The sequence below is a fragment of the Blastococcus sp. TF02-8 genome, assembly GCF_003319175.1.
Lineage (GTDB): Bacteria > Actinomycetota > Actinomycetes > Mycobacteriales > Geodermatophilaceae > Blastococcus.
Genome location: NZ_QOHK01000014.1, coordinates 1 through 18,576 on the forward strand (window position 1 = coordinate 1; position 18,576 = coordinate 18,576).

13 protein-coding genes and 2 pseudogenes are annotated in these 18,576 nt (G+C 70.7%); 13 read left to right on the forward strand and 2 right to left on the reverse strand.

The window, feature by feature from the left end; translation table 11 throughout:
* From DQ237_RS18495 to DQ237_RS18535, 10 genes and pseudogenes are all read left to right on the forward strand, one after another.
* A pseudogene (locus DQ237_RS18495) lies at positions 1–731 on the forward strand (ATP-binding protein); the annotation flags it as partial.
* A complete protein-coding gene (locus tag DQ237_RS18500; RefSeq protein ID WP_113801622.1) occupies positions 728–1,894 on the forward strand; it encodes a M23 family metallopeptidase in 1,167 nt (388 codons plus the stop codon). The pseudogene DQ237_RS18495 and the gene DQ237_RS18500, both read left to right, overlap by 4 nt.
* Positions 1,895–2,001: 107 nt before the next feature.
* Positions 2,002–2,568: a conjugal transfer protein gene (locus DQ237_RS18505; RefSeq protein WP_113801623.1), complete on the forward strand. Its 567-nt coding sequence runs from the start codon at positions 2,002–2,004 to the stop codon at positions 2,566–2,568.
* Positions 2,565–2,873 (forward strand): hypothetical protein, encoded by a 309-nt coding sequence (locus DQ237_RS18510; protein ID WP_014375638.1) that lies wholly within the window; start codon positions 2,565–2,567, stop codon positions 2,871–2,873. The genes DQ237_RS18505 and DQ237_RS18510 overlap by 4 nt, the downstream gene beginning before the upstream one ends.
* Complete coding sequence (locus DQ237_RS18515; protein ID WP_113801624.1) at positions 2,873–4,165, forward strand: hypothetical protein; 1,293 nt, start codon at positions 2,873–2,875, stop codon at positions 4,163–4,165. Before DQ237_RS18510 ends, DQ237_RS18515 begins: the two co-directional genes overlap by 1 nt.
* A 12-nt stretch (positions 4,166–4,177) precedes the next feature.
* The gene (locus DQ237_RS18520; RefSeq protein WP_113801625.1) at positions 4,178–5,698 is read left to right on the forward strand and encodes a type IV secretory system conjugative DNA transfer family protein; all 1,521 of its coding nucleotides are present in this window, start codon (positions 4,178–4,180) and stop codon (positions 5,696–5,698) included.
* Positions 5,695–6,177 (forward strand): hypothetical protein, encoded by a 483-nt coding sequence (locus DQ237_RS18525; RefSeq protein WP_113801626.1) that lies wholly within the window; start codon positions 5,695–5,697, stop codon positions 6,175–6,177. The genes DQ237_RS18520 and DQ237_RS18525 overlap by 4 nt, the downstream gene beginning before the upstream one ends.
* Positions 6,178–6,358: 181 nt before the next feature.
* Complete coding sequence (locus tag DQ237_RS18530; protein WP_113801683.1) at positions 6,359–7,006, forward strand: Abi family protein; 648 nt, start codon at positions 6,359–6,361, stop codon at positions 7,004–7,006.
* 409 nt (positions 7,007–7,415) lie between these two features.
* Positions 7,416–7,574 (forward strand): annotated as a pseudogene (locus tag DQ237_RS20655) (HNH endonuclease); the annotation flags it as partial.
* A gap of 114 nt (positions 7,575–7,688) precedes the next feature.
* Complete coding sequence (locus DQ237_RS18535) at positions 7,689–9,755, forward strand: tetratricopeptide repeat protein (RefSeq protein ID WP_240619737.1); 2,067 nt, start codon at positions 7,689–7,691, stop codon at positions 9,753–9,755.
* A 123-nt stretch (positions 9,756–9,878) separates the two neighbouring features.
* Here the strand turns inward: DQ237_RS18535 and mobF are convergent, their stop codons facing one another.
* On the reverse strand, positions 9,879–15,488 hold the full coding sequence (gene mobF / locus DQ237_RS18540; protein WP_240619738.1) for a MobF family relaxase: 5,610 nt from the start codon (positions 15,486–15,488) through the stop codon (positions 9,879–9,881).
* 232 nt (positions 15,489–15,720) lie between these two features.
* Here mobF and DQ237_RS18545 point away from each other — a divergent pair, with 232 nt between their 5' ends.
* Both DQ237_RS18545 and DQ237_RS18550 read left to right on the forward strand, forming a co-directional pair.
* Complete coding sequence (locus DQ237_RS18545; protein WP_147251854.1) at positions 15,721–16,047, forward strand: hypothetical protein; 327 nt, start codon at positions 15,721–15,723, stop codon at positions 16,045–16,047.
* Between the two features lie 188 nt (positions 16,048–16,235).
* Positions 16,236–16,631, forward strand: a complete 396-nt coding sequence (locus DQ237_RS18550; RefSeq protein ID WP_113801630.1) for a helix-turn-helix domain-containing protein — start codon at positions 16,236–16,238, stop codon at positions 16,629–16,631.
* A gap of 7 nt (positions 16,632–16,638) precedes the next feature.
* Here DQ237_RS18550 and DQ237_RS18555 read toward each other — a convergent pair whose 3' ends face one another.
* A complete protein-coding gene (locus DQ237_RS18555) occupies positions 16,639–17,064 on the reverse strand; it encodes a heavy metal-responsive transcriptional regulator (protein WP_113801631.1) in 426 nt (141 codons plus the stop codon).
* Positions 17,065–17,151: 87 nt separating this feature from the next.
* Here DQ237_RS18555 and merA point away from each other — a divergent pair, with 87 nt between their 5' ends.
* The gene (merA, locus tag DQ237_RS18560) at positions 17,152–18,519 is read left to right on the forward strand and encodes a mercury(II) reductase (RefSeq protein ID WP_113801632.1); all 1,368 of its coding nucleotides are present in this window, start codon (positions 17,152–17,154) and stop codon (positions 18,517–18,519) included.
* Positions 18,520–18,576 lie beyond the last annotated feature (57 nt).

Below are 18,576 nucleotides of genomic sequence, written 5' to 3' on the forward strand. Positions count from 1 at the left end.
TGTGGCGGGCACTGGACGAGCCCACCGACGAGCTCGTCGCCTCCTGCCGCTACGCCGACCGGCGGCACTTCCTCGACGCCACCCGAACCCTGCGCGACGCCCTCGGCTCCCTGGTCAAGGGCTCCCTGGCCGGGCTGTTCGACGACCACACGTCGATCGACGTCGACTGGCGCGCCCCGATCCAATCCCTGTCGCTGTCCCGCCTCGAGCCGCTCGGCGACCAGGCCGTCGGCATCGCGCTGACCTGCCTGAACTCCTGGGGCCAGGCGATGCGAGAGATCGCCGACCCGGGCGACCTGCGCATCGTCATCCGCGACGAGACGTGGCGGCAAATGCGCCTGGGCACCGAAGCGATGAAGAGCCTGGACGCCAACCTGCGGTTGTCCCGCCGCGACGCCGACGTGCAGATCCTGCTCGCGCACAAGCCCTCGGACATGCTCACCGCCGGGGACGCCTCCTCCCAAGCGGTGGCCATCGCCCGGGACCTGCTGCACCTGTGCGACGTCAAGGTGCTGCACGGCCAGGACCAGGCCGTCGCCGACGAGCTCGCCACCATGCTCGGGCTGACCCCCATCGCCCAACGGGTGGTTACCGGATGGGCGATCGCCGGCAAGGGCCGAGCCCTGTGGCTGGTCGGCGACCGGGCGTTCAAGGTGCAGACCGTCCTAACCGAGCCCGAGCTGCGGCTGACCTACACCAACGAGGCCCTCATCGCCGGAAGCCCGGCATGAGCGGGACGGCCGAGGGATTGGCCCTGGCGTACGTGAAGCGGTGGCTGTGGAAGGCCGCCGCTCCCGTCGCCGTCCCAGTGTTCGGCGTACTCACCCTGCTGTTGATCCCGCTCGCGGTTCTCGCCGCTCCGGAGGCGTCGACGTCGCCGGCGTCGTCCTGCTCGATCGCCGGCACCGGCGCCTCCGCCGCCGACATCGAACTGGACGCCGTCCAGATGGGGCACGCGCAGACCATCGTCGCCGTCGCCGCCGCACGAGGGCTCGACCCGTATGCGGCCACCGTGGCGCTGGCCACCGCGTACCAGGAGTCCCGCATCCGGATGTTGGCCAACGACGGCAGCAGCCCCGAACTGACTGCCGAACAGGCCGCAGTGACCGCCACCAGCCTGACCTACCCGCACGACGGGCTCGGCTCGGACCACGACAGCGTCAACACCTTCCAACAGCGCTGGACCGCCGAATGGGGCACCGTCGCCCAGCTGATGGACCCCGTCTACGCCGCCGAGGCCTTCTACCGCCGGCTGGTCGAGGTACCGAACTGGCGGACCATCCCGCTCACTCAGGCGGCCCAGGCCGTGCAGATCTCGGCTGCCGGCGGCGCATACGCCCGCTGGGAGCCGCTCGCCCGCGAGCTGACCGCCATGCTGTGGCCCGCCGCCCAAGCCACCGCAGTCGACGCGAGCGGTACGGCGGCCGGCGTCTGCCCGGGCCTGCCGGTCCCGGCCGGGTCGTGGATCCGCCCCACCGCCGGCACCGTCACCTCCGGCTACGGGTCCCGCTGGGGCACCCTGCACGCCGGTGTCGACATCGCCGGCCCCCGTGACACCCCCGTCTACGCCGCCGCCGACGGCACCGTAGTTCGTGCCGAGTGCACCAGCGCCTACTGCGACCGCGACGGCACCCTGAGCCTGGCCGCCTACGGCAACCTCGTCGAACTCGACCACGGCGGCGGGGTGACCACCCGCTACGCGCATTTGTCGGGCTACACCGTCACCGTCGGCCAGCGCGTCAGCGCCGGGGGGCTGATCGGCTTCCAGGGATCCACCGGCAACAGCACCGGCGTCCACCTGCACCTCGAAGTCCGCCTCGACGGCGCGTCCGTCGATCCAGTGCCGTGGCTGGCCAGCCGCGGCGTCGACCTGCATGCCACCACCGCCGGCTGACCGGCAGAGGGGAACCAGGACGTGGACATCAACCACCGGCTCAGGGCCGGCGCGTGACGACGCCCTTCCGGCGTCGCGATCCACAGCCGATCGCTCGGGGATGGGAAATGGCCGTCGCCGCAGTCGGTGGCGCCCTGATCGCTGTCGCACTGGCAGCCCTGGCCGGTCTCGGACTGGCCTCGGCGTTGTGGGGCGGTGGCTGGGTGTGGCCGCAGGGCACCGAGACGATCACCCACGTCCTCGGCGGGCTCCTGAGCGGCGATCCCGGCCGCGGCCTGCCACCGAATCAGCTGGCTCGGGTCGCCCGGCCGGTGCCGGTGTACGCGTGTGTTGCCGCCGCCGAGCTCGTCCTGCTGACCGCCGCCGTCATCACCGCTGTCCTGGTCGCCCGCCACCGGCGCCCGGGCGACGCCCGCGGCGGCATGGCCACCCGCAGGGAAGCCGAGCAAGCCCTCGGGCTGCGGCAGCTACGCGCCGGGCGAGCGGTCATCCGCCCGGACCGCTACCCGTCCAGAGGCAGCCGGGGACGCCTTCATCGCCTCCTGTCCACAGGCGGCAACGCAATCCGCGGTCGTCTCCACAGATCTGTTCCGACGACCACTTCCCGATCGACCTCCCCAGCACCGTCGACCCAGGCACCACCCGTCCGCACTGTGAAGGAGAACCCTCGATGAGCTCAACCGACGACGGCATGAACTCCGATCTGCTGGCCGCCCGGGCCGAGGCTGCGGCACTGTTCGCCGCCGCCTCCCGCAACGACCAGGCCGGAGCGACAGCGCAGCTGCATTGCCTCGCCGCCGCCACCGCCTTGCGCACGCCCAGCGGCCCAGTGCCCGCAACCGCCGACGCCACCGACCCCGACCGGCTCGTCGAGCAGGCGTTGCGCATCCTCGGCAACCTGCCCGCCGCTGACTTCGCACACCCCGACGTCCTCGCCGCCGCCCAGCACGGCCACCGAGCGCTGCGTGCGCCACGCTGATGGCCACGTCGCTCGGGCAGCTACTCGACGCCCTCGCCGACACAGCGCGGACCACGGACGACAGCGCAGCCGCGCGCGCCGATGCAGGCACCGCCTTGGGCCACCTGGGTCGGGCGCTGACCCACCTGCGCCACGACGGCGTCTCCCCATTCGCCGGCGATCGCCGCGAACAGCAGGTCGCCGACCTGGCTGCCGCCTGCACAGAGCTCGGCGTCCGCGCTCCAGCGACCGAGTCGGCGTTGACCCGGTTGGCGGCTGCCGCAGCCGACACTGTCGGCGTCCTGTACGACCACACCACCGTGACCAGCCGGTGGGCCGTCGCCACCGCCGTAGCCGAGACAGTGACGCCGCTGGCCGAGGTGGTCGCCCACCGCCTGCCTGCCGGTCCGGCGACGCAGTGGCACACCGAGGTCGAGCGTCAGGCGGCCCTCGTCCAGCAGACAGCCGCGCTCCAACCGCCGACACGCGCCGACGTCGCCATCCTCGACCGCCCCGTTCCAGGTCCCGCGGTCAATGCGTCCGTCGACCCAGCACGCGTGGTCCCCGACGCCATCGGCGTCCTACTCCAGGCCACGGCCCGAGCCAATGATCCACCGTCGGTCACCGAGGTCCTGGCCTACACGATCGCCGCCCAGACACTCAGCTCTGCTGCGGCGCGCCTCGGCTCGACCGACGCACCACCGGCAGGTCAGACGACGGCGGCCGACGCCTGGCGCGCCGTCCGAACAGCCCTGCGTCCGTACGACGACGGCAGCCGCCGCTTCCACCAGCACACACCATCCGGCGTGACCGCAGCGGGTCGCCTCCATGCCGTCCTCCGCTCCGAGCCCGACCCGGCCACCTGGACGGCGTCCCTGCGCGCATCGGTCACGTCCGCGGCTCAGCACCTGCCAACTCTCGCCACGCAGCTGCTCTACCGCACCGTCCGGTCCTGGGCGGACAACGGATCGCTGATCGCCTACGCCCGTGATGTGCCGCCGCGCGAGGAGCGGGTGGCCGCGTACCTGCGCGGATATCAGCCCGGCGGGCTGGTTCGCGTCGACGCGACCGACCTGCAACCGGTCGCCGGAGCCTTGCACAACGCCCGCCTGCTCTCCCTCGCCGTCGCCGACCGTGCAGCCGATCCGGGCGCCCGCGCGATCGCCGGCTTCCCGCGCCGGGCCTGGGCCGCGAATCGGGCGTTGCTCGACGACCCGCAGACGCCGGTCGCGCTCAGCGTGGCCATCCAGCAGGCCCACCAGCAGCTGCAGGCGGCACGAGCCCAGCGGTCCGGACCGAGCCGGGCACGCTGAAAGGAGAGACGGGTGCTCACGTCAAGGTTCGACCCGACCGACGTCGGCTGGCGGCTGGGCCGCTCCTCCCAGCCGCACGGGGTGGAGCTGTGGTGCCGGTATGACCGCACCACCGGCGTCTACGGCGAGCAGGGGTCCGGCAAGACTCTCGACCTGCTCGCTCCCGCCCTGCTGGCCCACCGCGGCGCCAGCCTGGCGACGCTGACCAAGGTCGACGATTTGCTGCTGACCGCCGGACGACGGCAACGGCCCGCTGGCCCCGACGAGCCGCCGCGCCCGGTCGCGGTGCTCGATCCGTTCGGTGCGGCACCGGGATTGCCGGAGCTGGTGTGGGATCCGGTCGCTGGCTGCGTCGATCCTCGGATCGCCGAACGACGAGCCAAGGCGTTCGCCGCCGGCACCGTCGCCGGCGCGGTCACCGGCGGCCGGCAGGACAACGCCGCCCGGTTCTACGCCGCGGAGACCGCCAAGGTGCTGCAAGGATTCCTGCACGCGGCGGCACTCACCGGCCGCACCCTGGAGCACGTCCTGGAGTGGGTCGCCAACCCTGTCGCCGCCGAGCAGCCCGCCGAGATCCTGCAGCAGCATCCGCACGCGGCCCGGTTCTGGGACGGGCTGCTGATCGGCGCGCTGAACGGCAGCCCGGACACCGTCGGCAACACTGCGACCACCGTCCAGCAAGCGATGGCGCTGTTCTTCCAGCCGGACATCAGGGCGCGCTGCGTGCCCTCGCGGGGGCGGTCGGCGACCGACCTGGCCGACCTCATCGCCCGGCAGGGAACGGTGTACCTGCTCGGCCGTGAGGATCCGTACGCCTCGGCGGCACCGCTGATGACCGCGGTCGCGGAACACGTCCTCGACACGGCCCTGCAGGTCGCCATCACCTCGCCGCACGGGCGGCTGACCCCGTGCTTCCTGGCTTGCCTCGACGAACTGCCGTCCACCACGCCGCTGCCGACCCTGCGGGTGCGGATGGCCAACGAACGCGCGCTCGGTCTCTCCTTCATCTACGCAGCCCAGACCTGGAAACAGATGGTCGTCTCCTACGGCGAGGACGAGGCCCGCTCGCTGTTCGGGCTCACCAACAACCTCGTCATCTTCGGCGGCGGCAAGGACGTCCACTTCTATCGGGAACTGTCCGACCTGCTCGATGACGTGCGGATCAGCCGGCGGACCGTCACCGAGGGGCCCGGCGGCATGGGCACGTCCCGTTCGGGTGAGGACGTACGGGTGCTGCGCCCCGGCGACATCCGTCGCATCCCCGAGCGGCACGCTCTCGTCGTCGCAGGCGCCGCGCCGCCGATCATCGCCCGGTTGCGGCGCTGCCTGGACGGGAAGCGCGGTCAGCAGCTCGCGACCGAGCTCGACGCCGCACGCGCGCGTGTCAGCCGCGCTCGCCCCGACAGCGACGACGTCCAGGAGCGCACGGCTGCCGCGCTGGCCTACGCCCGCGACCACCGGCTAGGCCCGAGCCGGCACGTCGACCGGGCCGACGCGCCGGCAACACCGCAGTCCGAGACGCGGTCCTGGTGATCGTCCTGCCGTTCCCACCGCCACCCCTCGAGGTGCTGCGTGCGCTCGAGCTTCTGGAGAAGGCGCGTCAAGGCGACCGCGGGGGACTGGTCCAAGCCGGCGCCGTGGCGGACCTGGAGCGCCCTTGGGAGCCGGCCGGCTGCAGTGGCGACCTCAGCTCAGCGGTCTGGAGCTGGTGTGACGACGTCGTGGCATGGATTAACCACGAGTACGTGTGGCGGCCCGCGCAGATGGTCCCGGCCTGCTGGCCCCGCCACGCCCACATCGCCCGGGAGCTGCCCGTGCTGGCGGTGCTGCGGTGGGAAGCGGAGAACGCAGCAGGTCCCCAGCTGATGGAGGAATGGAACCGCTACGCCTTTCCGATGTTCTGCGACCGCATGGCGCAACGGCTCGGGGAGAGCACCTGCCGCACCGGCCGGCATCAGGACTGGCCGGCCGAAAGCCGCTACATCGCCTTCCTCGAGGCCTCGCCTCGATGATCAGCGCAGGTGCCAGCGGCTCACCGCGACGAAACGGGCGGACGAGGGCTAGGAAAAGACGTAGCCCCGGCGACATGACCAGAGGTCAGCGGTCCACCGGGGCTTTCGCGGTCACTGTACGCCAGGATGGGTCGTGATGACAACGCCGACGCCGCCGGCCTTCCCACCGGCCGGTCGGTGGGTGGAGGCCTGGCTCAGTGCCCCGCGATTCGCGGTTTACCTGGCCTCCACCGGTACGGACCGCGACCGGGCGTTGGCGCTGTACGAGTGGAACGCTCAACTCAGCGCTGCACTGTTGCACGACCTGGCGCACGTGGAGGTCGGGCTGCGCAACGTCTACGACGTCGCCCTCTCCGCGCGCTGGCCCGGGCCTCCGCACTGGACTCTGGCCGCAGACGCCGTCTTCGCTCCGGTGTACCGCACCCGGGGACGACGCCGCGTCGACGTAAACAGCAGGCCCCGGGACAGCCTGCGCCACGCGATCGCCAACGCCGGCGGTCCGACCGCACCGCCAGGCAAGATCGTCGCTGAGCTCATGTTCGGCTTCTGGCGATACCTGAGCTCAGCGGCGCACGAGAAGACGCTGTGGGTGCCCGCGTTGCACCGCGCCTTTCCACCGGGCACCGACCGCGCCGTCCATGTCGACGGCCCGGTCGGCCGCCTGCACGACCTGCGCAACCGCGTGGCCCACCACGAACCCTTGCTGACCACCAACGTCGCCGGCCGACTGGCTGACCTGATCGCTCTCGCCGGCCGGCTCGACCCTCAGCTGGGCCAGTACCTGCAGGCCACCAGCGTGGTCTCGAGCATTCTGGCCGCCCGGCCGTAAGGGCGCAGGTTCGGGCCGAGCGGCGCAGTAGACGCTGCAGCGGTTGGTCCCGCCAGCGCCTGGGGGAACGCCGTGGTAGCGCTGCGCCAGGCAGTGTTCGCCTGACCGGCCTCAATCAGGGACGCTCCCGTGACTTGGAGCGTCGCAGCCATCCCCGTACCCAGAGGCTGCCTCGTCTTCTTCGCCGACAGCTGGCTTGATGCGGTGATGATGTGCATGCGTGTGGGGTTGGAAGGCCGATCCGTCTTCCGCGTGGTGATATGACCACGGAGACGAGGCGGTTACCCTTCGCGTGGCCGCCACTCAATGCAGGGAGGTGAGGAAGACGGCGCTGCCAGCTCCAGACGAGCACTTGCTCTGGGCTCTTTCCGGTAACGAGTGTGCGCATCCTGAGTGCGGTCGGCGGCTGATGCAAGTCATAGACGGGGCCCTAGTCACTGTGGGTGAAGTCGCTCACATCCACGCTCAATCGACCAACGGCCCACGGTATCGGCAAGACCTGCTGCCGGAGGATGTGGATTCTGCGGCCAACTGTCTTCTCTTGTGTCCCGATCACCACAAGGCTATCGATCGCGGTCGACCACTCCCGGACGCCGAAGTGCTACAAGGGTGGAAGCGGCGACACGAAGGTAAGGTTGCTCGTGCCAGGGCGTCTCTCACCAGTCTCGCTTTCCCTAAGCCAGTGCCCGAGTATCAGACTCGTGATGAACTCACCACAGAAATCGAATGCGGGTTGGCGCAGGTCCATGCCGTCGTACTGGCGGGACTGTCCGGTAACGGCAAGACGCAGATTGCCGCGGACTATGCGATGCGCACTCAACGTCATCGTCATGTCTGGTGGCTGCGAGGAACAACCCTCGAAACATTGGATGCGGACACGAGCGCACTAGGGCGTGGCCTTGGCGTCGACAGGTGGCCCGACGAAGACCCTATTCGTTACGCTGGCAGGATACTGAGCGCGCTCGCTTCGTCGGAGGCGGGCCTGCTAGTCATCGACGACCTTGCCGACGAGGTCCTCCCTCTTCTTCAGTATGTGACCTCAAGTCTTGACTTGATAATTACATCCAAATCGCAAAGCTGGCCAGGCTATCCCGTAGTTCGCATCCCCATAGTAGACGCACAGGTGGGGCGCGGGATCTTTAGGTCCATTACAGCCCGAGTGGTGGATTCAGAGATCGAGGACGCGATCCTCGATGTATGCGCTGGCTCTCCGTTGGCAATCGCCCAGTCCGCCTCGTATCTCGATGAGACAGGCATGGACGCCGGTCGCTTCCTCGGCCTATTTGCCGCCAGTCGGGCCCGATTGCTAGACAGGGGAAAACTTCCGGGGCATGGGGGGCTGGCTGCATCCGTAAGGCTGTCTCGCGAGGCCTTGGACGGGACGACGCGGTCCGTCCTTGACCTTCTTGCCGTGCTAGGCCCTGGACCTTTTCCTATTGTCGCTATGCCAGAATTGCAGACACTACTACCAGCGCTCGGCGACGATTTAGCTCTAGAGGACCACTTGGCCTCGTTGAGAAAGTTCTCTCTTATTGAGCGTGGGCCGAAGGGTGTAGCCCTTCACGAGCTGGTTCGAGATATTGCGCGTGAGGTGCAAGGCCCCAACGAGCGTCGTTCCGCTGTGGTGCTGGCAGCCGCAGCGCTGCATGTTCTGGTGCCGGAGGATCCGTCACGTGATGCTGATCTGGTGGAGTTCGACTCTGTCGCCGGCCACGTGGACGCAGTCCTTGGGGAGTTGCGGGGCGAGGCTGCAATAGCGCCGCCCTTCACCGGCTGGCTAGCGAACAAATTCGGCCTCTACCTTCAAGCGCGCGGCCAGGACCGAAGGGCGGAAACGGTATTCCGCTCTGCTATCGAGGTCGTCGAGCGCGGGAGGGATGAGGATCGCTACGGGTTGGGTTCGCTGTATCACAATCTAGGGACAATCCTACAGGATGACGACAATCTAGATGGTGCCGAGGATGCCTTCAAGCACGCGCTAGACCTCAAGCAGCGCGAGGATGCAGATTCTCTACCGGCAGCCATAACGCTCTCCTCTCTTGCGATGGTGCAGTGGAAACGGGGGAACTACGCGGAGGCGCGTCAGCTGTTAGAGCGGGCGCTTCTCGTCTATGAGAGGGAGGGCGATGTCCCTCGAGCTGCAGATGCACTGCAAGACCTTGCAGGAATCATAAAGACCGCCGATCCTGCGGCCGCGCTGCGGCAGCTTCGAGAGTCCGTGACCCTTGCGCGGACCGCCGCGGTCGCGTGGCCGGAAGTGTGCATAGGGCTTGGGCGCATAGCGGAAGTTCACGAGGACGACGGAGACTTCGACGCCGCGCTGGGCTGTCTTGATGAGGCAGTTGAGATCTCCAGGGCGAACTTGGCAAATCATCGGCTTGCTTCGGCGCTTGCACAACGGAGCCATCTGAGAGCAGTGCGAGGCGAACTCCCCGAGGCTATTGCCGACGGCGAGGAAGCACTGTCGGTGATGGTGATGGTCGAGCCTGCCGGGGGTCTTGGTAGCGGAAGAAGGCGCGGAGACCTTGGAATCGTCCACTTCCAAGCAGGAAACCTCGATAGGGCCGTTGATCTGGTTGTTGAGTCCTATACCGAGATATCACGCCTCGTAAGGCGCGGGCATCATTCGGAAGTTATAGCGTTCGGCATCCTGTGTCGGGCGCTGGACTTCTGTGCGGGTCGACCAGACCTACTTGCGCGGCTAGTAGGACTGCTCGAAGCGGTCGGGGAGCAAGAAGCGCACGACTAGTGCGGGCCTCAACGCTTAGCGGATACGATCCGTCGCCACACGAGAGCAGGTTTCCCTGCCGCCGCCTTCAGGGGACGGGCTGCCTGGCGGTGGCACGAGCTTTGAGAGGCACCTGCTCACGAATCACAACCCTTGGCGTGGCCGCGGCCGAGCTGGGAGGCGAGGGATTCGGCCCGCGGACGCACCTCGCTGGGCTGCCTGCACACTGTCGCCCAGCGTTTCCGGCCCTGTCTCTCTGTGGGACATGCCGGGGACGGAGGCCTCCACCCTCGGGTCAGTGGCCAGCTCGGGCAGCCGATCGGGCGGCCTTGTGCGGGCCGGCACGTGAGCATCTTCGGTCCGCGCTCGAGCGGCGTCGAAGACTTCGGACAGTGCGATATCGGGCGCGATGCTGGTGCGGGCCACGACGTGGGTGAGGTGCGCCGGCCAGCTCTCGCCGGGGAGGGCGGCGATGACCTCGGCGGCGCGGCGAGCGGCGTGGACCTGGCCTTCGACGGTGTCGAACCGGTCGGCGTAGACGGCGACGCGGGCGTCGATGAGTGCGCTGGCCAGGCTGTCGGAGGCCGCGAGGGCCCGACGCAGAGCGGCGGCGCCGGCCGTCTGCAGCAGCTCGGCGGGGTCCTTGCCGGTCGGAATGGCGAGGTGGCGGGGATCGTCACCACGGGCGGTGAGCTGCCAGAAGATCCGCTGGGCGGCCCGCTGTCCAGCCCGGTCGGCGTCGGTGGCGACGATGATCCCGGGCTTTCCGCCGCCGATGAATGGGCGTAGCGCGTCGGCCTGTGCGTCGGTGAAGGCCGTGCCCAGTGGGGCGATGCCGACGTAGTCGCCGTCGCCGGCGAGGGTGACTGCCAGCGCGTCGAGGGGACCTTCCACGAGGACCGGGACGGCGCCGGCAGCCAGGGCCGCAGCGCCTTCGGTCAGGCCGTACAGCTCGCTGCCCTTGGTGAACAGCTCGGTCTCCGCGGTGTTGAGGTACTTGGGGACGGCGTGGTCCCCGTCCTCGTCGTGGCCGGGGTTGCGGCGGCCGATCCAGCCGTGGATCTCCTCGCCGTCGCGGATGGCGAAGACCAGCCGGTCGCGGAAGCGGTCGATGACCCGGCCGGTGGATGCGTAGCTGCCAAGGCCGGCGGCGACGATCTCGGCGTCCGTGGCGCCGAGGCGGCGCAGGTGGCTGGTCAGCGCGGTCCAGCTGTCGGGGGCGTAACCCACGGTGAACCGGTCCTCTCCCGCCAGATCAGTGCCGAGCCGGTCTGCGAGGTAGGCCGGTGCCCAGGAGCCGCTGTAACGGGCGGTGAAGAAGTCGGCTGCCTGCTGGTTGAGCTCCAGGAGACGGTCCCGGTCAACGCGAACTCCCTCTTTGGCAGCCCGGTCAGTTGCGGCTCGGTAACCCGGGTTGGAGGCCCGGCGGTCGGTCTGTGCCGAGACGTGATGCTCGTCACCGGCCAGGTCGTCCCCGTACAGGTCCTCATGGAGAAGTTCGGTGTCGTCGGGTTCCACCAGACCGGCCAGCCAGTCGTCGTCGGCAACTCCGTCGGCTGTGGGCAGGCGTTCGAGGTCGGACGACGACGTCGGTGCGTGGGCGCGTGCGACGGACGCCGGGTCGATGAGCACGCCGACTCGCCACACCAGGGCGGTGGCCAGCTCGTCCGGGCGCAGTTGGTCGTCGTCGGGATGACCGGCGCGCAGCAGGTCATGGGCTGTGGACAGCACCTGGTCGGGCTGCCAGCCGGCGTGGCGGGAAGCGGCGACGGCGGCGACCAGCGCGGGCCAGGCTGGGTCGGCGACCACCCGCTCGGCGGCTGCGGGGCCGACGACGTCGGCCAGGACGCGGCTCCAGTCCGGGCGCAGCGCCTCGGAGACGGAGGTGCCGGTGGCTGTCATCGCGGCGGGGGAGAGGTGCCCGCACAGTCGCCACCACAGCGCGGCGGCGGGCTGCTCGTCCGGCAGGGGACGTTCGGCGGCGACGGCACGGGTGAGCGCGGTGATGTCGATGCTGGCGCGGTCGGCGGCGGCGAGCCGCTCGGCCAGGACCGGCCAGTAGGGGTCGCCGGCGATGCGTGGGTCGATGCTGTCGACGAGCGGCGCCCAGCGCGCGGTGAGCGCGCGCCCGTCGCCGAGCAGCCGCGTGACGCGGTCGTCAAGCGCCCGCTGGGCCCGGGCGTCAGCGGCGCGCGGCAGCGCCGGGCCGGTGGGACGGCGGTCGGCATCGTCAACGCCGTGGGCGGTGCGCCAGACGGCGAGATCGGCGACCAGCTGGGGATCGCGGTCGATCAGCGGAAGCGCCCACGCGGGCGCGCTGGTGGGGGTCCAGGCGCGTGCACGGGCGGCGACATCGGCGGCCGGTGAACTCACCTGGTCGGCGGAGTTGGCGAGGTAGGGGCCCCACGCGAGGTCGTCGCCGAGCGTCTTCGGAAGGCCGGGCAGCCACGGCAGGGGGCCGGTTCCGGGCGAGTGGCGCCCGGTGGGGTCGATACGCCAGTCCAGGACCGCGGCCACATCGCGGGCGTCGTCCAGACGTCGATCCGAGGCCAGGGCCTGCCGGAGGACATCGGAGGGATCACGACCGGAGACGGCGCACAGCGCCAGGTGCGCGCGCAGGACGGGGTAAGCCGCCTGCGTGGTCAGGCCCGGCATCGCGGCGTCGGCGGCAGCGTCGATGGCCTCGAGAGCCTCTAAGCCCAGGCGCTCCTCCGCGGCGGTGTTGAGCGCGTCGTAGTACCGATCTGCGGCGCAAGCGAGCAGAGCGGTGGGATCGGCCAGCGCACGGGCCTGGCTGGTGGCCGAGGTCGGGGCGCCGTCGCGAGCCAGCACACGAGTCAAGACGTCGACGGCGGTGGGCGGCAGCAGCGCGTCGCGGGTGATCACGCTGTGCGGGTCGCCGTCGCCGGCGGTCGTGAGGAAGAGGTGGTTGGCGTGCCGACCGCGGGTCAGGGCGACGTAGAGCAGCTGGCGGGACTCCTCGCCGGTGGCGACGGTGTAGCAAGTGTCGGCGGTAAGGCCTTGTGCGCCGTGCACGGTGGTGGCGTAGCCCAGGCTGACGTGGTCACTGACGTAGTCGGCGGGCAGGGTGAGGCGCCGTCCGGTGCGCTGGTGGACGACGTCGAGGGCGCCGGTGTCGCGGACGGCGGTGACCGTGAACCGGTCGCCGTTTTTGACCCAGTCGGTGGCGCCGATCGGGAGGGTGCGCTGGTTGCGGCGGGTGATGACCGCATCGCCGGCGGAGACCTGCGAGGCGTCGGCGAGGGTGACCTGGGGACCGATCGCGCCGTTCTGCTGGGCGAGGCGGTCGCGGCGGGCGCGGGTGTTCAGTTCGGCGACCAGCTCGCGGGTGGGCGCCAGCATGATGGCGTCGCGCCCGGCGGCGCGGTCGGTCGACCAGGCGGTGTAGGCGTCGTCGGTGACCGTGGCCAGGTCGCCGACGTGCACCCGTCCGTGATCGATGTAGTAGGCGAGGGCGGCCGGGTCGCCGTCGCGCAGCGCCAGGGACGCGGCGCCCTCGGCGTGGTCAGGAGCGCCGGTGTCGGGGTCGGTGAAGCGCAGGACCTGCGAGAGGGTGACCGCACCATGGGTGGCGACGATGTCGCGCAGCACTCCGCCGGCGCCGATCGCCGCCAGCTGCTGGTCATCGCCGATCAGCCGGACCGACCCACCGGCCTCGGTGACGAACGCGATCACGCGGGCCAGGTCGGAAGTGCTGGCCATGCCGGCTTCGTCGATGACCACGAGGCTGTCCGGGCCGATGCGCTCGACCCAGGGCGGGACGGCGTTGCCGGTGGCCAGTGCGTGGATCAGCTTGGCGACAGTGTCGGTGTCGGTACCGACTTCCTCACCCAGCACCGCGGCCGCAGCTGCCGAGGGAGCAAGGCCGACGACGTTCCCACCGTCGGCCCGCCATGCCGCGGACAGCGCACGCAGGGCGGTGGTCTTGCCCGTGCCTGCCGGGGCCAGTGCCAGTTGCACCCGGGTGCCGGAGGTGGCCAGCTCGCGGACGAGCTGCATCTGGCCGGGGTTGAGCTCGACCCGGTTGGCGGTGGACTCCAGCAGCGCGACGTCGACGGCCGCAGCCGGCACCACGCGTCCGTCGCGGCGTCCGGCCGCGGCGAGGATGGCGCGCTCGGCGGCGAGGATCTCGGTCGAGGTGTACAGCGTCGAGCCGGCCACGGTGTAGATGGAGCTGCCGTCCGAGCGGCGCAGCGCCGGGGGCTCGGTCACCGGCTCGCGGCTGCCCAGCGGCGTCGACAGGGACAGCGCTCTCTCGACGACGGCGTCGGTGGCTCCGTCGAGGTCGGTCAGCCGGATCGCGGCGGCGCGAGCCTGCCGCTCGGCCTCGGCGCGGACGTGGTTGACCTGCCAGGTCGCACGCGAGCTCTGCACCGCCGACAGCACGTGCTGGGCGGTCTGGTCGATCCATCTGCGCGTCGGGCGCTTCGCCTCGGGTCCCCGGCGGGGGGCGAGTGCACCGCGGAGGTAGTCGCGCAGGCCGCTCTCCCCGCCCAGCACTGCCAGCGCCTCGGTGCGCCAGGCGGCGCGCTGCTCGGCGTTGGAGCGGGGCTGGTGCTTGCGGTGACGGGTCTCCAGATTGGCCCGCTGTGCCAGGGACACGGCCTCTTTCGGCGTCGGCGGCCGCCCGTGGTCCGCCTGGAACGCTGCCGACAGCTCCGCGCGGCGCGTATCGATCGACGCCCGCCGTGACGACCAGAGCCGGGGGAGTTCGCCGTCGACGCCGACGATCTCGCGCACCGGGCGCTTGCTCGGATCGGCGTCGGAGCGGTCGGCGAAGCGGACGCCGAGCCGCTCGGTGAGCAGGGCCTGCAGGCGGGTGTTGTACCGCTCGGAGGCGGTGACGTTGTTCTTGTAGAGCAGCCGACCGTCCAACGCGAGCCACCGCCCGTCGCGGGTCTGCACCTTGTTGCTGACGGCCACGTGGGTGTGCAGATCCGGGTCGCCGGCCCGCGAGTCGCGGTGGGTGAACGCCGCCGCGATCAGCCCCCGTACCTCCACCTGCGCCACTCCGTTGCGGCCCGTGCGGGTGTAGGCGGCATGGTCCTCCAACCAGCTCAGGGTGTCTGCCACCGCGTCGGCGTGCGCCTGCTCGATGACGGCTGCGACCTCTGGCGGAGCGATCGCCCACAGCGTGGAGACGCTCTTGACCGGGCTGAACGTCAGGTCGTACCCGGCGACCGCGGTGGTGGCCTGCCGCGAGATGCGGGCCAGATGACCGGACAGCTCGCGGGCGTCGGCCGGCGGACGGCCGTAGGTCTCGGCGAACATCGTCGAGGCCAGCTCGGTGCGGATGCGGGCTCGTTCCTCGGCCGGCACGGGGGTATCGGCGGGCAGGCCGAGCGCGGTGTTGTGGTCGCGGAATGCCCCTGCTGAGCGGCGGTGGAACACGTTGGCCTGCTCATGAATGCGGTAGGGCGCGCCCAGGCGGCTGGCCTGATCGACCTCTTGCGCGGTCTTGCCGGCCAACTGCGCATCGCGCTCGATCTGGTCGGCGTTCGGGTGTCGCCCCTCCCCGAACAGCGCGACCATCTGCGCCTCGGTGACCCGATCACCGACCGGAAAATCGGGCACGGCGGCAAGCCCGCGTCCCATCCAGACGCCCGGAGCCTCACCCTTCTCGCTGTAGTAGTCGCCCAGGTTGTCGAACCCGCGGGTCGTGGCGTCGTGCGCAGCCACCTGGCGGGTCAGATACGTGTATCCGTCCCCCGCGGTGAGCTTGTGCAGCGTCATCACGACCCGACAATCGTGAGCACCTCTGCCACGCTCCGTCCCCGCGGCGTATCACCAAGCGGCGGTCCGGGCCGTGATGCATGAGGTGTGTCAAGTCGGAGGGGTCGGGGTGACGCCGGCTCCAGACGTCGGCCTGCTGGGGTGACGCTCGAACCGGGAGCCGTGTCATGAGGGCGTGTGACGATCCGGCGGTCGGGCAGCTGAGCGAGCGGAGGAAGCGGTGGTCAGAACGGTGAGTCGGCAGGCGGCGGCGCTGACGAAGGCGCGGGAGCGACGACGGGCCCTGGACGCTGCCCGCGATGAACAGGACCGCCGGGTCGAGGAGGCGACGGCCGAGGCGCTGGTAGCCCTGGAGGCGCGACGGGAGGCCGAGCAGGGACTGCAGGCGGCGACGGCGACGCTCGGCGAGACGCTGCGCGCACTCCTGGCCGAGGATGTCTCGGCCGAGCGGGCGGCCGCGCTGCTGGAACTGGATACCGCCGAGGTACGGCGGCTGACGAAGATGACCGAACGGCCAGCGGCCACTCCGGCGAGACCGGTGGCGACGGGGAGTTCCTGATCGGCGCAGCCGAGCCGGCCCCGTGACCCACAAGCAGCCGAGGTGACTCCAGTAGGCCTGCCGGCCGGCGGTCGAAGATCGCAAGTTCCCACCGGGAGCCCCGGGAGCAATCAAGCGCGGCGTCAGCGAGGTTGAGGACTGCGACGAACCGGTGGTGATGAACCCACGGCCGGTGTCACGATGCGCCGGTGGGGCACTTCTGCGGCGACCGGCTGCGGCACGCTCGGCTCGCCGCCGGGTTGACCCGCGAAGATCTCGCCCAGCGGGCCGGGGTGCGCTCGGCCGACCGTATCCGGGACTGGGAGCGGGGCGCGCACGCACCGCAGGCGCGGTACGTGCCGCGGCTGGCAGCAGCCCTCGGCGTTGACCCAGTTGCTTTGTACGACGTCGACCCGGCTCGCCCTACGCTGCGGGTGCTGCGCTTGGCCCGCGGTTTGTCCCTGCAGCAACTGGCCCAGCTGACAGGCGTGCCGATCATGACGTGCCAGCGCATCGAGCAGGGCCGGGGCCACCGGCACGACCTGACGGCGCTGAACCGGGTGTCCCGCGCTCTCGGCAGCCCTGCCGGGCGCCAGGACGCGTGACCCGGCGTCAGGTGGTGGGCACGTGCCGCGCAACGACGTCGGCGGGTATCACCTGGCAGACGGCGGCGGGGCTGCACGTTGCCGGGTCCAGGATGCCCGCCCGGGAGCGGAGCCGTTCGACGTCCGCGCGTAACGCGGTCAGTTCGGCGATGCGCCGGTCAAGGTCGGCGGCGTGGCTGTCCAGCAGGGTGAGGACGTGCTGGCACGGAGCTCCGCTGCTCGCCCGGACCGTGATGATCTCGCGGATCTCGGCCAGGCTGAGCCCGGCGGCTTGGGCCGCTTTGACGAATGCCAACCGGTCGACGGCGTCCTCGTCATAGTCCCGGTAGCCGGAGGGACGCCGAGCCGGTGCGGGAAGTACGCCGGCGGATTCATAGAACCGGATCGTCTTGGTCGTCAGCCCGGTTCGGGCTGCGAGCTGGCCGATTCGCACCGGCGCAGCCTACGACTTGACCTTCCAGCGCAGTGGAAGCCCTAGCGTCGGCTACCAGGTCATCGAGCCAAGCGGAGGAGCGGCACCATGGACGCAGTCGATCTGGTCGTCATCGGAACCGGCGGGGCGGCGATGGCCGCCGGCATCGAGGCGCGCTGCCGAGGCAGGTCCGCCGTGCTGGTCGAGCATGGACCGCTGGGCGGGACCTGTCTGAACATCGGCTGCGTACCGAGCAAGAACCTGCTCGCCGCCGCCGGCCGGCGGCACCGTGCACAGGCCAACCCGTTCCCGGCCGTACCGACCGGCGCCGGCGACGTGGACATGGCCGCACTGACCGAGCAGAAGCAGGAGCTCATCGACCGGCTGCGGCAGCTCAAGTACGCCGACGTCGCCGAGGCGCACGGTTTCCCCGTCCGGTACGGGCACGCCCGGTTCGTCAACGAGCAGACCCTCGAGGTCGACGGGCAGCCACTGGTGGCGCCTGCGTACGTGGTGGCCACCGGCGCGGCCCCGCACATCCCCGACCTGCCCGGCCTGGCCGGCGTCGACTACCTGACCTCCACCACGGCGATGGAGCTGACCCGGCTGCCGGAGTCGCTCGTCGTGCTGGGCGGCGGCTACGTCGGGCTGGAGCAGGCGCAGCTCTTCGCGCACCTGGGCGTGCCGGTCACCGTCGTGGGCCGGTTCGCGCCGCACACAGAGCCCGAAATCGCCGCGGTCCTGCGCCAGGTGTTCGCCGACGACGGCATCACCGTGGTCGAGGAGCGCGGGGTGGCCGTGGCCGGCAGCGCCGACGGCGTCGTGGTCACGACAAGCGGCGGCCGGGAGGCGAAAGGGCAGCGACTCCTGGTGGCCACCGGCCGGTTCGCCGACACCGGCGACTTGGGTCTGGAGGCGGCGGGGGTGAAGACCGATGAGCGGGGCTTCATCGTGGTCGACACCCATCAGCGCACCACGAATCCGCGAATCTTCGCTGCCGGTGACGTGTCAGGTGCGCCGCAGTACGTCTACGTCGCCGCGCAAACTGGGCACGCCGCCGCCGCCGGGGCGCTGGGCGAGCCGACGACGGTGGACTACCGCGGGCTGCCCGGGGTGACGTTCACGACCCCGCAGCTGGGCAGCGCCGGCCTCACCGAGGATCAGGCCCGGGCCGCCGGACACACCTGCGACTGCCGGGTCCTCGGCGCGCAGGACATCCCGCGGGCGCTGGCCAACCGGGACACCCGCGGCGCGCTCAAGCTGGTCATCGACGCCGACACCGGCAAGGTGCTGGGCGTGCACGCCGTACTCGACGGCGCCGGCGACGTGATGCTGGCCGCCACCTATGCGATCAAGTACGGGCTGACCGTCGACGACCTGGCCGACACGTGGGCGCCGTACCTCACGATGGCCGAGGCGCTGCGCATCGCCGCCGGACTGTTCCGCACCGACAAGCCGACCAGCTGCTGCGCATGAGCAGACGCATCGTGCTCGAATTCTTCGGGCTTGGGTACTGCGGGTCGCTCGCGTTCG